This is a genomic window from Blautia segnis, from assembly GCF_014287535.1.
GTDB classification, from domain to species: Bacteria; Bacillota; Clostridia; order Lachnospirales; family Lachnospiraceae; genus Blautia_A; species Blautia_A acetigignens.
Genome location: NZ_JACOOT010000008.1, coordinates 69,291 through 83,825, shown reverse-complemented (window position 1 = coordinate 83,825; position 14,535 = coordinate 69,291). Strand labels below are relative to the sequence as shown.

The window sequence follows — 14,535 nt, the reverse complement described above, 5'->3', positions numbered from 1 at the left end:
GGTTTGATATTGTTGATAAGTGTGGTAAAATAATCTGAGACATAAGGTGGGACAGTAATGAAGATATGTGATGAAAAACAAAGAAAATTTGAGAAAGATGCGGTGGACTGGATTTGCCGGATTACATCGGGGATTTTGATTTTATTCGCCTGTATTGACATTGTCCGTTTTGCAATGCTGGGGGATAAAACAGCATTTATTACATTCGGGGTAATTGCGGTAGCGTTCATTTTGCTGGCTGTTGCTGCGTGGAAAAGCAGGATGCCGTTTTTGTATCTGGTGATTGGAGCGGCGGCGTTTGTCCTGTATTTTAATACAAATTTTTCTACCAGCACTTATTACTTCAACTGGATGTTTCTGGTGGAATGCATTGTGGCGGCAGTTGGGGGAATTCTGGGAACTGGGTATATGGTCTGGAAAAAGACACCAGTTGGAAAAGCGGCAGTTTTTCCATTATTGGCAGCAGTTCTGATTGCGGCAGGGGCACTGGGATTCTGGAAAATGAGATATGAGGCAGCACATAATGCCGATGGACAGGCCAGGGACGAGCTGTGGGCAGTGCCAGAAAAATATGATGGGGCTGAACCGGAGCAGGCGGGAACGGTAGAGGAAGTTGTTTATGAAACGAAAGCCTATGCAACTGATGAGAGAACTGTAACGAAAACCGCTTACGTATATTTGCCATATGGATATTCAGAGGAGAGGGAGTATAATATTTTATATCTCATGCACGGTACAGGGGATGATGAAAAATACTGGCTGAAAACCAATCCATATAACAAGACTATGCTGGACAATCTGATCGCCAGCGGGGATATTCAGCCGCTGATCGTGGTGACGCCGACTTTTTATGTGGAGGATGACTGTGTAGAGGATCTGGATCAGCTGACCTATTTTTTTGCAAAAGAACTGCGGAATGATCTGATGCCGGAGATTGAATCTTCTTATTCAACTTATGCGAAATCAGCGGATGATGTCGGATTTTCGGAGAGCAGGGATCACAGGGCCTTTGCAGGATTATCTCGTGGAGCTGTGACCATGTATCATTCCGTGCTTTGCCAGAGCCTGGATTATTTCTCCTGGTTTGGGGCATTTAGCGGAAGCAGGACGGATGCACAGGCGTTTGAGGATACCATTCAGGCGGGGGATTTTGCAGATTTACCAATTCATTATCTGTATGTGGCAAGCGGTAATTTCGATTTTGCATTGCCTGGACAGGTACAGGATTATCAGGCACTTCTGGATATTGAGCCAAGGCTGCGCAGCGGTGTGAATACGACGTTTGACGTATTTCCTATGAGGTATCATTCTATGGGAAACTGGCATTTGGCGTTGTATAATTATCTGCAGAAGATCTTTTTATAAAAAAGATTTACATATGGGAGGTATTTTTATATGGACAAAATAATCGGAACCAATCTGGGCAACTGGCTTGTACTTGAGAAATGGATGCAGCCTTTTATTTTCAAGGGAACGGGAGCAGAAGACGAAACCTGGCTGAACCGCAACGTACCCCAAGAAAAGCTTTGGCCTATGATGAAAGAACACAGAGACACTTACGTAACAGAAGAGGATTTCCAAAACATTGCCTCTCACGGATTAAACACCGTACGCATCCCGGTACCATATTTCATTTTTGGAGACAGAGAACCATACTCCGGATGCATCGAATATCTGGACAAAGCTTTTGACTGGGCTGGAAAATACGGACTGAAGGTTCTCGTCGATCTTCACACTGCACCCGGCGGACAGAATAGCTATGACAATGGCGGAATCGAGGGCGTGTGCAAGTGGAGCCAGCAGCCGGATGAGGTGGAATTTGTACTGACCGTGCTGGAGCGGCTGGCAATGCGCTATCGCGACCGGGAAGAATTATTTGGAATCGAAGTACTCAACGAGCCTATCAGCTTCAGCGTTTATATGAGTGCACCCAGCAGAAAGAAAGCAGCAGACAAAGCAGAAGCCAAAGGTTCCCGCCATGTTTCCAGCAGATTCCTGAAAAAGTTCTATGTGCAGGCCTACGGACGGCTTCGCAAAATCCTGCCAGAGGAAAAAGTAATCGTATTTCATGATGGTTTCCGCCTGGGAATGTGGAAGGACTTTTTCGTAAAGCATCACATGAAAAATGTCATGATCGATACTCATATTTATATCCAGGCAATGGAAGATGTGACACACATTCACAGCTTCTGGGCATACCGCGCATTCATTGCATACCAGCAGCATCTGCTGAAGAAAGCCCAGAAATATACCCCTGTTTTTGTAGGTGAGTGGTGCGTATGCAATGAGCTTGCGGATAAGAAAAAGGGTCATGAGGTAATCCGTGACGAGTATGAAGATTACCGCAAAAAATGGTACAGAAAGGCAGCTGTTCTTCAGCTGAATGCATGGAAGGATACTGCCGGTTTCTTCTATTGGAACTATCAGCTGTACCGGGATAAGGAAGTGCCCATGTATGCCACTCGCCTGGATTCCTGGGACTTATGCAGATGCTGGAAAAAAGGTTGGATGCCAGTGAGAACGGATAGATTCATGGAAAAGCTGTAAGGAAGAATATATAATAGGTAGTGATAAGAATCTGGATAAAGAATGAAGTGTATTTATACAGTTTGCGTGTATTTTCTGGCAGGTTGCGCTTAAAATAGTGCAGCCTGCTATTTGTTTGATAATATATAGTCAGAAAGTATGTGAAATTGCTGGTTGTGTATGGGCGTGTAGATTGTAGGAATGATTTTTTTGCACACGAAACAGCAATAATCATGTTTTTTTAGAAAAATTGGGAGATTTCAGGAGGTAAACATGAAACAGAATTTCAATAATAACTGGCTCTGTTACAAAACAGGTGACAGAGAGCACGCATTTGCAGTGACTCTTCCTCACGATGCCATGCAGTTAGACGAGAGAAGCGAGACAAGTGCTGGCGGCGTAAATACAGGATGGTATGAGGCGCAGGACTACACTTATGAGAAAACCTTCACACTTCCGGAAGAGGCAAAGGAAGAGAAAGTGATCCTGGAATTTGAAGGCGTTTACCGTAAAGCTACTGTGTATCTCAACGGTGAAAAAGTGGCTTATCATTCCTATGGTTATATTGGATTTTATGTGGATGCAACCAAGCATGTAAAATTCGGCGAAGAGAATGTGATCCGCGTGGAAGTGATCAACCACGATCAGCCAAACAGCCGCTGGTACTCCGGAACCGGAATTTACCGTCCGGTTTGGCTGTACACAGTGCCGAAAAAGCATCTGCGTTTTGACAGCGTGAAGATCACCACTCTGGATTATAAAGAGCCGAAGATCCGCGTGGAAGCATGGCCAAATACTGCAGGCGAAGTGAAAGTTGAGATTTTGGAGAAAAGTGGAAACAGAGAAGTTTCCAGTGTAGGAAATTTTGCACAGGGCGAAGGAGAAAATCAGTCAGCAGGCAACACTGGGGAGAACATTGCTGCAATGGAAATCCTTCAGGCGGACGGCAAGTTTTCCTGTGAAATCGCACTTCCGGAAGCGAAACTGTGGAGCCCAGAGGAACCAAATCTGTATGTGTGCCGTGTGACCTTTGGAGAGGATGTGCAGGAGGAAACTTTCGGTATCCGTATGGTAAGCTGCACCCCGGAGAATGGATTCCAGATTAATGGAAAACGTGTTCTTCTTAAAGGCGGCTGTATCCATCACGACAACGGACTTCTTGGTGCCTGCGCTTACGAATTTGCAGAGCACCGTAAAGTACGTCTTCTTCTGGATGCCGGCTACAATGCAATCCGTTCTGCTCACAACCCGTGCTCCAAGGCGCTTCTTCGTGCCTGCGATGAAATGGGAATGCTGGTAATGGACGAGTACATTGACGGCTGGTACATCCACAAAACCAAATATGATTATGCAGATGAGATCATGGATAACTACAGAAAAGACCTGAAGGATATGGTGGATAAGGACTATAACCACCCATCCGTAATCATGTATTCTACCGGAAATGAGGTATCCGAAACCGCTCAGAAAAAGGGAATTGCCCTTACTAAAACCTTTACAGACAGACTTCATGAGCTGGATTCCACCCGCCCGGTAAGCTGCGGAATCAACATTTTCTTTAACTTCTTAAGCTCTATGGGCTTTGGAGTTTACAGTGACAAAAAGGCAGACGAAGCTGCGGAAAATGCCAAGAAGAAAAAGGCTGTGGGAAGTGAATTCTATAACACAGTTGCCGGAATTTTTGGCGCCGGATTTATGAAAACAGGGGCAACTCTTTATCCTTGTGATGTAAAAACACGAGATGCTTACGCAAACATGGATGTGGCCGGATACAACTATGGAATCAAGCGTTACCGTCATGACCTGAAGAAATATCCGAAGAGAATGATTCTGGGAAGCGAGACCTTCTGTGCAGATGCTTATCAATTTATGCAGGAAGCAAAAAGGGACAAACGTATTATCGGTGATTTTGTCTGGGCAGCGCAGGATTATCTTGGAGAGGTTGGAATCGGAGCCTGGGAGTACAAGGATTATGCACCGCGTTTTGATGGCGGCTGCGGCTGGGTAAGCGCTGGTTCCGGAAGAATCGACCTTACTGGAAAGCCTCTTGGCGAGATGACTTATACAAGAGTGGCTTTCGAACTGGAAGACCTGGCAATTGCAGTAGTTCCGGTTGACCACACCAAAGATGCGCACTCCCCATCCGCATGGAAAATGACCAATGCCATGGAAAGCTGGTCCTGGGATGGCTGTGAAGGAAAGGCTGCGAAGGTTGAGGTTTATACACGCGCAGATCATGTAAAGCTTTATATAAACGGAGAGTGCGTAGGAACTAAGAAGCCGAAAAACGACTGCAAGGTATTCTTTGATACCACCTACCACAATGGAGAAATCAAGGCGGTTGCATTTGATGCAAATGATAATGTAATTGCAGAGAAAACCTTAGCAACAGCTGGAAAAGAAACTGTCCTTCGTGCAGAACCGGAGCTTACCCGTGTGAATGCAGACACCGACCTTTGCTATGTAAGAATGCGCTACACCGATGAAAACGGCGAGACCAAACCTCTGACAAGAGGACGGATCAAGCTTGAAGTAGAAGGCGGCGACCTTCTTGCCTTCGGCAGTGCATGCCCGTACTACCCGGAAAGCTACCAGAGCGCCGAAACCGATACCTACTACGGCGAAGCCCTTGCTATCATTCGTCCACAGTCCGGCGCTGGCAAAGTAGTTGTAAAAGCACAGTCTGACCTTGGCGAAGCAGTGGCTGAGGTGGAGATTCTTGGATAAATAATTTATCGTTTTTTGCAATATGTTCTGGATAATAGGCAGTGATGCCTGTATAATTAAAAAGAGATGCAGATATTCTGACACTCAAAAAGGAGGAATAGCTGCAAGAGATGAATAAGAACAAGATATTCTGGCTGCTTCTTTGCTGGAATATCTTGTTGTGCATTACAAAGAGATATAGAAAAGCCTTTTTCAAACACGCTCTAGCTGGAGGAACCTTGCCCTATGATATCAATTGCTGTAGTAGAAGACGACCAGGAGTATCAGAAACAGCTTTTACAATATATAGAACAATACGGAAAAGAACAGGAAGCGCAGTACAAAATTACGGTATTTCAGAACGGTATGAATTTTCTGGATGACTATAAGGGAGATTGCGACCTGATTTTTATGGATATTGCAATGCCTCATATGGATGGTCTGGAAACAGCTGCCGCATTGCGGAAAAGAGGGGACAACACCTGCCTTATCTTTATCACAAGCATGGCGCAGTATGCGCTGAAGGGCTATGAAGTGAATGCCTTCGATTTTCTTGTGAAACCATTGGCTTATGAGCTGTTCTGCATCAAATTTGAAAAAGCTCTGTCTCATATTGACCGGAGTGAAGCCTACTATATTAAGATCCCAAACGGAGCGAAGAAGGTTTCTCCGGGGCAGATCACATATATAGAAAGCAACAAGCATTATCTGGAATTTCATGTTCACGGAGATGTTTACAAAATGCGGGGAACGATGAAAGAGATTCAGGAATATTTTCTGGCAAGTCATTTTGCGCTGGTAAACAGTTCCATTCTGGTAAACCTTTCCATGGTGGATGAATGGAAGGGAAACGAAATCAAGGCAACAGGCCAGACCTTCGTTCTTTCCCAGAAATACAAAAAGGAATTCCTGGACAGGCTGACCTTGCAGATGGGACAATAGTATGGAAAAAATGGATTTGTTTAGGATTACCCAGGCGCATGGATATATTTTCCAGATCTTTTTCGCGGAAGTTCTTTGCACAAGATATTTGCTGAAGAAAAAGAATTTTCTACTGCGGGCATTGACCGGCGGAATGATTTTTCTGCTGCTCTCTGTTGTGCTGCCGAATATGATCAGCAACTATGTTTCCGGGGTATTTTCCTTTACCGTGTTCTTTCTCAGTCTTGGATTCTGGCAATTCTGCCTGGCTGCAGATTCCCAGGAAATATTGTATAGCTGCATGCTGGCTTTATTTATCCAGAATCTGTCCTCCAACGTGTATAATGTTATTTTTTATTCAATATTTTACGGAGCACCTGTAACAGTACAGTTTTCACTTTCGGTAATTTTAATGCTGCTGATCTATAGTGTTTTCTATTTCCTGATCATAAAGAGATTTGCAAAGGAAAGGCTGGAAAATATGCTGAGCAATACGGCATGGATCTGGCTGATCGCGGTTGGCATTTTTGTATTTTTCCTGCACTATTTATTCTGGATGTATGGAATACGGGATGTCTGGGTAGTATATCCGCCGCTGATTCTTTGCGATATTCTGGGGCTTGGCGTCGCCCTTGGATTTGTGGAGCTTCGCACAAGAAATGCAGACAATGAAAAGCTCCGCCAGCTTCTGGAATTGGAGAAAAAGCAGTTTGAGATGACCAGAAGCAACGTGGAATTTGTAAACAGAAACGCCCACGATTTGAAACATTACATTCACAAAATCCAGCGCCTGGAAAATTCGGAAACAGAAGAACTGGAGAAGGTACTGACCAAAGTGGAAGCCTATGAAAGTACATTCCAGACAGAAAATGCAGCACTGGATGTGGTACTGACAGAGAAAAAGCTTCTGTGCCAGCGGGAGAAAATTTCCTTTACCTGCATGGTTGACGGGGAAGCCTTAAATTTTATGAAGACTCTTGATGTGGCCTCCTTGTTTGGAAACGGCCTGGACAATGCCATCGAACACGAGCGAAAAGAAGCTGTAGAGAAGCGGTACATATTCCTGAAAGTATTTCAAAAAGGCAGCTTCGTCAGCGTAAGAATTGAAAACTACTGCTCTCATTTCCCCGAACTTTCCCCTGAAGGCTTGCCCGTAGCGTCCTCCAAAAAAGACGCCGCATTTCATGGCTATGGAACCAAAAGCATGCAGTACATTGTGGAAAAATACAACGGAAACCTCCGAATTTCCGAGGAGGGAAACCTGTTTGTTGTAAGCATGCTGTTTCCCACAGGGCAATATCTTTAAAATTCAACAGTTAAAATCCTCTGGATGACTCTGGGGGATTTTTTTATTGAGTGTTAATAAAATTGGAAAAGTGTACAGATACACATCAAAAAGTGTTGGAAAAGTGTACAAAAACGAGTTAAAAATCATTGGAAAAGCGGTTGGCTATAATTTTGCCAGAATTTCATATGAATTTGCCACCTTGTTCTGATAGCCCTTTTTCTGTGGTATTTTGACTGGTAGAAAAACCTGCGGGTATCGCAGCGAAAAGGAGAAGAGGAAATGAAAAGAAAGGCATTTATTATGGCTATGGTGATGTGTATGATGGGTTCCGCTGTGGGAACAACAGGGATGACTGTATATGCAGAAGAAAACACAGCCGAATCAGAAGAGAGCGTTGAGACAGAAGAAAGTACCGAATCAGAAGAAGGTACTGAAACTGAGGCAAGTGTAGAGACGAGTACAGAAGCTGGAGACACACTTGCAGAAGGCCAGGTTCTTCTTCCTGCATCAGAAGCAGTCTTCACTGAGGGCGAAGGCGTAGGCCCGAATAACGAAAAAGAGCCGACTTCCTATGACGAAGAAGTTGGCATGATCCGTGCAGCAGCCCAGGGAACAGAAATCGTATACACTGTCCCGGAAGGTGCAGAAGGAACTTATGATATGTACCTTACCGTATCTAAGGTTCTGGCAGCATTCAGCTCCCAGCCGTTTACCTTTACTATCAATGACGGGGAAACTTTTTCCGTGCCTGTAGATTTGCAGGTTCCGGCAGATTCCCCTGCATCCTACACAGAAGACGGAGAGTACGACGAAGGAACTCTCACGGATTCCGGAAGATTTCTGATTAAACAGAGCCTGGAATTAAAAGCTGGAGACACCATCAAGGTTACCTGTGCATTTGGATGCAAGGCTCCGACCCTGAAGGGAATGGTTTTCCCATATGTAGGAGATGTTCTTCTGGCACCTGCCGGAAGTGAGGTGCCAACCGGATACGATAACACAGTGAAAACAGTTCCGGAAGCAGACCCATCCGATCCTCTTGCAGGGCTTAATATTATCTGGCTTGGTTCCTCTGTAACATACGGTGCACAAGCCGGGGGACATTATTCCATGGTAGATGCCATCCAGGACAACCATCCGGGAACTGTTTGCGAAAAATACGCCATCAGCGCTACCACACTGGTAAACGAGAAGGAAGACTCCTATGTTGGAAGAATGAAGCTGATCAGCAAAGATGAGACTCCGGATCTGTTTGTAGTTCAGCTGTCCACCAACGATGCAACCACAGGAAAACCAATGGGAGAAGTCACTGACAGCACAGACCCTGCTGACTTTGACGACACCACAATTGCAGGAGCAATCGAAACCATTATTTCTTATGTAAAGGAAACCTTCGGCTGCCCGGTTGTGTTCTATACAGGAACCTATGCCGAGAAGGAAAACTATGAGGAAATGGTAGATTTGCTTCTTCAGATCCAGGAAAAATGGGGAATTGGAGTTGTAGATATGTTCCATAATGAGGATATGACCGCAATCTACGGAACAGACCTGTACAACGAGTACATGCACGATGAGGTTCATCCATTCCGCAAAGGCTATGTAGAATGGTGGACCCCGGTAATCGAAGAGTACCTGACAGAGTTCCTTGGTGAAAATAAATAAGGATAATTTCTAACTGCACCGATCATGTTGTGAAAATGACGGTCCATGCCAGTAGTATTGCTATTTAACAGTTGCAGATTATAATGGAAGTATCTTAAAAACGTGATTTCAGAAAAGATGCAGATACGATGACGGAAACAGTTCCGCTAACGTGTCATTTTTGAATAGGAACCAGTCACAATTGGACAACATTACCAACGGTATTTGTGCTATACTACCAAAAAATGAAGCTTGTTTTTGTGAAAATAGACAAAAGCGGCTGCAATTTGCGTATGAAAATTGACAGTCTGCGCATGAAATGAGCCGTGAGCGGAAAAATCTGTTATAGTACTACCATAAAAGATAAGCTTACGCGCTGTGGCAGCGCAAAATATAAAAGGAGGGAGCTTATGAGCAACAACAAAAAGTCCGCAGGTCTGTGGAGAGGACTCACATCAGTATCAGCCAGTCTTCTTGCAGTCACAGTGGGCGCATCGGCTATTGTGGATGCCAATGCAGCATTCATCAACACACGTCTTGGAGTTTCCAGCTACAAGATCGTAGACACAAGTAACGGAGAGAAAACAGATTCCACTTATTTCAAATCTGAGTTCTCAAGCCTTGATGAGGTAATCGCAGCGAAGGATGCTCTTGCAGCAGAAATCGCATCTGAAGGAACTGTATTATTCAAAAATGAAGATACAACCCTTCCACTGAATACTTCTTCTGACAAGGTCACCCTTTGGGGATTGAACTCCATCAATCCAACTCTGGGTGGTATGATCGGATCCTCTGTTTCCATTGATGCGGAAGCAGGTCAGAAGCAGTATGACATCCAGACTGCACTGACCGAGAAAGGCTTTTCTCTGAATCAGGATATGCTGGATCTGTACAGTAGTGAGGATGTAAATGGAACATACGGCAGAAAGAATGGCCATTCTTTACAGCCATCCTTCGGAACCATGTATGAGAATCCGGCAGCTTACAAGGTAGGCGAAGCACCGGAGAGCATTTACACAGACGATGTTCTGAAGTCAGCAGATGACACCGTTGCACTGGTTGTAATTTCCCGTGACAGCTCTGAGGCTTCCGACTACAACCCGAACATGACAAGCGCAGACGAGGCAGACAGCTATGAGCGTCCGCTGGCACTTTCCGATAATGAGAAAGCCATGATCGAGCTTGCAAAAGAGCACAGCACAAAGGTTGTAGTTCTTCTGAACACAAACAACCCGGTTGAAATCGATGATCTGAAGAACGATGACGGAATCGGCGCAATCGTATGGGCTGGTGAGCCAGGTGCAAACGGCTTCCTCGGTGTAGCAGATGTTCTTTCCGGTGAGGTGAACCCATCCGGTCACATCGCTGATACATATGCAGTAAACTCTACATCCGCTCCGGCTATGGTAAACTACGGTGTATATCTTTACACAAACAATTCCCAGGCTGGCTCCGATGCAGTTCTTACTGAGGAAAACAAAGCAGACTGGTATCTGGTAGAATCCGAGGGAATCTACACCGGATACAAATATTATGAGACAAGATATGAGGACGAGATTCTCGGACAGGGAAATGCAGATACAACAGAAGGTTCTTCTGACGGCGCTGCATGGGATTATGCAAACGAAGTTTCTTATCCATTTGGATATGGACTTTCCTATACAACCTTCGAGCAGAAGCTTGAATCTGTAGATGTACAGGTTGGCGGAACTGCTACAGCAAAAGTAAATGTAACCAACACAGGTGACGTTGCCGGTAAATCAGTCGTTCAGCTTTATGTACAGGCTCCATATACAGAGGGCGGTCTTGAGAAATCTGCGATCCAGCTGATTGGTTATGGAAAAACAGAAGTTCTTGATCCAGGTGCTTCCGAAGAGGTAACCATCGAGTTTGATCCTCTTTACATGGCAAGCTATGATGAGGATGCTGTGAAAGCAGACGGTACACAGGGTGCATGGTCACTGGAAGCAGGAGACTACTACTTCGCAATCGGAAACGGTTCCCATGAGGCACTGAACAATGTACTGGCAAACAAGAACGGCAATGAAGACGGACTTGTAAAAACTGCTGAGACAGACGAAATCAACGCAGACAATGCAATCAAATGGAATCTTGCAGATACAGACATTGAGACCTATTCCGCAGGAGTTGAGAACCAGCTTCAGGATATGGATATCAACAATCTGATTGAGGATACTGTTGAATATACCACAAGATCTGACTGGTCCAAGGGATGGGAGCCAATTGAGTCACTGACACCTACTGAGGCTATGATGGTAGGTCTTACCGATCAGCTGTACGAACTCACTGAGAATGAGGGTGATGGAAGCGGCATTACATGGGGCGCAGACAATGGCATGAAGCTCATCGACATGATGCAGTTTGATGAGAATGGCAACTATGCCGGAGCATTGGACTTCGATGATCCGATGTGGGATCAGCTTATGAACCAGATTACTCTGGACGAGGCAATTCAGTTCATTGAAAAAGCAGGTGATGACTTCGAGAATATCGATTCCATCCAGCTTGCAAGAACATACGCAAACGACGGTCCTTTGGGATACACCGGTGACCAGGTTGGCGGTTATTTCGTAAGATGGTCAAAAGACCTTTCTGAGGAAGACTACTATACAGAAGAAACAGATGACAAGGCTACTTACCGTATGGCAACCATGCCAACAGAGCCGATCGTTGCAGCAACCTTTAACAAAGACCTTGTTGAAAGAGAAGGCGAGCTTCTTGGAGAAGATGGTCTGTGGGCAAATGAGAGCTCCTTATTTGCACCAGGTCTGAACCTTCACAGAACTGTTTACTGCGGACGTAACCATGAGTATTACTCAGAGGATTCCGTTCTCACTGCTTACATGGGAAATGCTCTCTGCGTTGGCCTTAAGAGCAAGGGAACCATGGCTGAACCGAAACATTTCGCATTCAACCATCAGGAAGCAAACCGTTCTGGTCTGTCCACCTTTATGACCGAGCAGGCAGCCCGTGAGAACGAGCTTCGTGGATTTATGATGTGCATGAGCAGTAACAATGCACAGGGCGTTATGACAGCATTCAACCGTGCCGGTACTTCTTTCGTTGGTGCGTACAAGAATCTTCTTGAAAACATTACAAGAAATGAGTGGGGCTATCAGGGATGGTTCGTAACCGATATGATTAATGGTGCGGACTACATGAACTGGAGAGACGTAACCGCAGCTGGCGGCGGCGGAACACTGACCTCTTCCGCATATGATACTTCTACTATCGGTGCTATGGCAGAATCCAAGAAGGCAATCGAGAAAGATGTAAACTTCCAGCAGATGATGAAGAAGAACATCAAATACTTCCTGTATCAGCTGGTACAGAGCAATGCTATGAACGGAATCAGTTCCACAACTGAGATCCAGACTGTAAGAACCTGGTATCAGAATGCACTGACAGGTGCTGAGACTGCATTTGCAGTACTGACACTCCTGTTCCTGATCATGACAATCCTGAAAACTGTTAAATCCAAAAAAGAAGCGTAATCGGAGGTGCGGATGATGAATAAGACAAAAAAATCAATCGGACTGTATCTGACGCTTGTAGCAGGCATTATCGCCATCGTAGAAGCAATCTATTATGGAAAAGTAATGTACACTTTCCAGCCAGTATATTATTTCCTGGCAGGAGCAATCGTCCTTGCGGTACTTTCCTTTGTACTGGTTGGTTTCAATAAAGTGATCACCGGATTTATCCCGGTTGTAAATGCAGTATTAATGGCAAGCGCAGCTGTATGGAGCGCTTCTGTAATGGTAAACCAGATCGGATACGTAGTTTCCGGACTGGATGGAATTGACACAATTATGAGCTTCATTATCTTCTGCAGCATTGCAGTGGTTGGTATGATTCTTAATATCGTAGCTTCCTTCCTGCCAGTTGCAAAAGAGGCTGAGTAATTTATCTGAGAATCTTCCGGGAACAGGCGTGAGATGACCTGTTCCTGGGAATGAAAAAATACAGTGGAAATACACTGTAGCAATTGCAAATATATCTGGCATGTTATGTTTGCAAAAAGACTGTAAGAAGTTAACTGCACGGCAAGCAGTTACAATAGAAAAGGAGAGAAAATCATGAAGAAAAAAGTTTTAGCACTTGTACTTGCAGCAGCAATGGCATCCTCTATGGCAACAAGCGTTTCTGTATTTGCAGAGGCAGCTACCGCAACAGTAGCAGACCTTCCGGCAGAGGCACAGTTCGAGCCAAACGCAGATTATGATGAGTACACAGTAGTAGAGTACACAATCGAAGATATCCAGGCTGACCTTGTTTGCACTGTATCCACAAACAAAGATCACACAGAGTTCTACCTTGAGTGCAACTTCTACGGTGATGATCAGATGACAAAAACAACCTATGATGGAAAAGAGTACACAGTAGAAGAAGATAAGACAGGCTTCATGAAAGGTGACACATCGGCAATCCTTGACAAAGCTCTTGAGCAGAACATCTGGGTTCCAATCGGTGATGCAGCAGCTTCCGATGATGCAAAAGCTGACGACAAGAAAGAAATCAAAGGTGTAACAGAGGATCAGCTTCCGGCAGAGCCAATGTTCGAAGCTAACAAAGATTATGACAAATGGACAGTAGTAGAGTACACAATCGAAGACATCCAGGCTGATCTTGTTTGCACAGTATCTGCAAAAGAAGACAACAGCGAGTTCTATCTTGAGTGCAACTTCTACGGCGATGACCAGATGACAAAGACAACCTATGATGGAAAAGAGTACACTGTAGAAGAAGACAAGACAGGCTTTATGAAAGGTGATACACCGGCAATCCTTGACAAAGCAATCGAGCAGGATCTGTGGGTATACTTCGACAACGGTGCTGATGATGCAGATGCAGCAGACGCAGAGGCAACTGATGGTGCAGCAGCAACAGCAGCAGACCTTCCGGCAGAGGCACAGTTCGAGCCAAATAAAGACTATGACGAGTACACAGTAGTAGAGTACACAATCGAAGACATCCAGGCTGACCTTGTTTGCACAGTATCTACAAACAAAGATCATACAGAGTTCTACCTTGAGTGCAACTTCTACGGTGATGATCAGATGACAAAGACAACCTATGATGGAAAAGAGTACACTGTAGAAGAAGACAAGACAGGCTTCATGAAAGGTGATACACCGGCAATCCTTGACAAAGCAATTGAGCAGAACATCTGGGTGACCATCGAGAAATAATTTTTACCGTGTGATTGGTAAAATGTGTTGAAATAATTGATTAATTTTCAGCGAAAAGATAAGCTTACACTTAAAAAATAATATACAGCATTTCGGTAACTGAGGTGCTGCAGCGAAAAGGGTGCCTTTGCCATGAGGCACCCTTTTTGCTGGAAAAATGTATGAACAATAAGCTGAAGGCAGCGTAAGGTGCCAGGATAAAAAGACTAAATTTTTGTCTTGATTCTGGTGCTTTGGCAG

Annotated in this window: 9 protein-coding genes; all 9 read left to right on the top strand. The window is 44.8% G+C overall.

Features of this window, described 5'->3' with window-relative positions; all coding sequences use genetic code 11:
* Positions 1 to 57 precede the first annotated feature (57 nt).
* The 9 genes from H8S54_RS03085 to H8S54_RS03045 all read left to right on the top strand — a co-directional run bounded on the left by H8S54_RS03085 (position 58) and on the right by H8S54_RS03045 (position 14,295).
* On the top strand, positions 58 to 1,365 hold the full coding sequence (locus H8S54_RS03085; RefSeq protein WP_186900884.1) for an alpha/beta hydrolase-fold protein: 1,308 nt from the start codon (positions 58 to 60) through the stop codon (positions 1,363 to 1,365).
* Between the two features lie 30 nt (positions 1,366 to 1,395).
* Positions 1,396 to 2,547 (top strand): glycoside hydrolase family 5 protein, encoded by a 1,152-nt coding sequence (locus H8S54_RS03080; RefSeq protein WP_186900883.1) that lies wholly within the window; start codon positions 1,396 to 1,398, stop codon positions 2,545 to 2,547.
* Between the two features lie 252 nt (positions 2,548 to 2,799).
* The gene (locus tag H8S54_RS03075) at positions 2,800 to 5,253 is read left to right on the top strand and encodes a glycoside hydrolase family 2 TIM barrel-domain containing protein (RefSeq protein ID WP_186900882.1); all 2,454 of its coding nucleotides are present in this window, start codon (positions 2,800 to 2,802) and stop codon (positions 5,251 to 5,253) included.
* 225 nt (positions 5,254 to 5,478) lie between these two features.
* Positions 5,479 to 6,174, top strand: a complete 696-nt coding sequence (locus tag H8S54_RS03070) for a LytR/AlgR family response regulator transcription factor (RefSeq protein WP_186900881.1) — start codon at positions 5,479 to 5,481, stop codon at positions 6,172 to 6,174.
* A 1-nt stretch (position 6,175) separates the two neighbouring features.
* Positions 6,176 to 7,459 carry a sensor histidine kinase gene (locus tag H8S54_RS03065; protein WP_186900880.1) on the top strand — a complete coding sequence of 428 codons (1,284 nt, stop codon included), beginning with the start codon at positions 6,176 to 6,178 and terminating at the stop codon, positions 7,457 to 7,459.
* A gap of 261 nt (positions 7,460 to 7,720) precedes the next feature.
* A complete protein-coding gene (locus H8S54_RS03060; protein WP_186900879.1) occupies positions 7,721 to 9,103 on the top strand; it encodes an SGNH/GDSL hydrolase family protein in 1,383 nt (460 codons plus the stop codon).
* 389 nt (positions 9,104 to 9,492) lie between these two features.
* Complete coding sequence (locus tag H8S54_RS03055; protein ID WP_186900878.1) at positions 9,493 to 12,597, top strand: glycoside hydrolase family 3 C-terminal domain-containing protein; 3,105 nt, start codon at positions 9,493 to 9,495, stop codon at positions 12,595 to 12,597.
* 12 nt (positions 12,598 to 12,609) lie between these two features.
* Positions 12,610 to 13,008: a hypothetical protein gene (locus H8S54_RS03050; RefSeq protein ID WP_117849392.1), complete on the top strand. Its 399-nt coding sequence runs from the start codon at positions 12,610 to 12,612 to the stop codon at positions 13,006 to 13,008.
* A 174-nt stretch (positions 13,009 to 13,182) separates the two neighbouring features.
* The gene (locus H8S54_RS03045) at positions 13,183 to 14,295 is read left to right on the top strand and encodes a hypothetical protein (protein ID WP_186900877.1); all 1,113 of its coding nucleotides are present in this window, start codon (positions 13,183 to 13,185) and stop codon (positions 14,293 to 14,295) included.
* Positions 14,296 to 14,535 lie beyond the last annotated feature (240 nt).